Consider the following 250-nt stretch of genomic DNA (forward strand, 5'->3'; position numbering starts at 1 on the left):
GTGTTATTCATCTTCAAGGATAGAAAAGGATTTAAAATATGAAACCATCAACTTTACGTTTGACCACATTGGTTTTGAGTTTAGCGGCATCAGGTTTTGCCAGTGCAGAAACTTATATTGTGGATCGTTATCAGGACGATACTGCAAAAGGTTCACTGCGTTGGGCGATTGAACAATCCAATGCCAATGCGGCGCAAGAAAATGAAATTCAAATCCAAGCTGTGGGTACAGCACCCTATGTAATTAAACT

Annotated in this window: 1 pseudogene; it reads left to right on the forward strand. The window is 39.6% G+C overall.

Annotated elements, in window-relative coordinates:
- Nucleotides 1-38: 38 nt before the first annotated feature.
- A pseudogene (locus tag VC352_RS24945) lies at nucleotides 39-250 on the forward strand (3-dehydroshikimate dehydratase); the annotation flags it as partial.

Origin of the sequence: Pseudomonas sp. C11 (assembly GCF_034683865.1) — a bacterium.
Taxonomy (GTDB): Bacteria; Pseudomonadota; Gammaproteobacteria; order Pseudomonadales; family Pseudomonadaceae; genus Aquipseudomonas.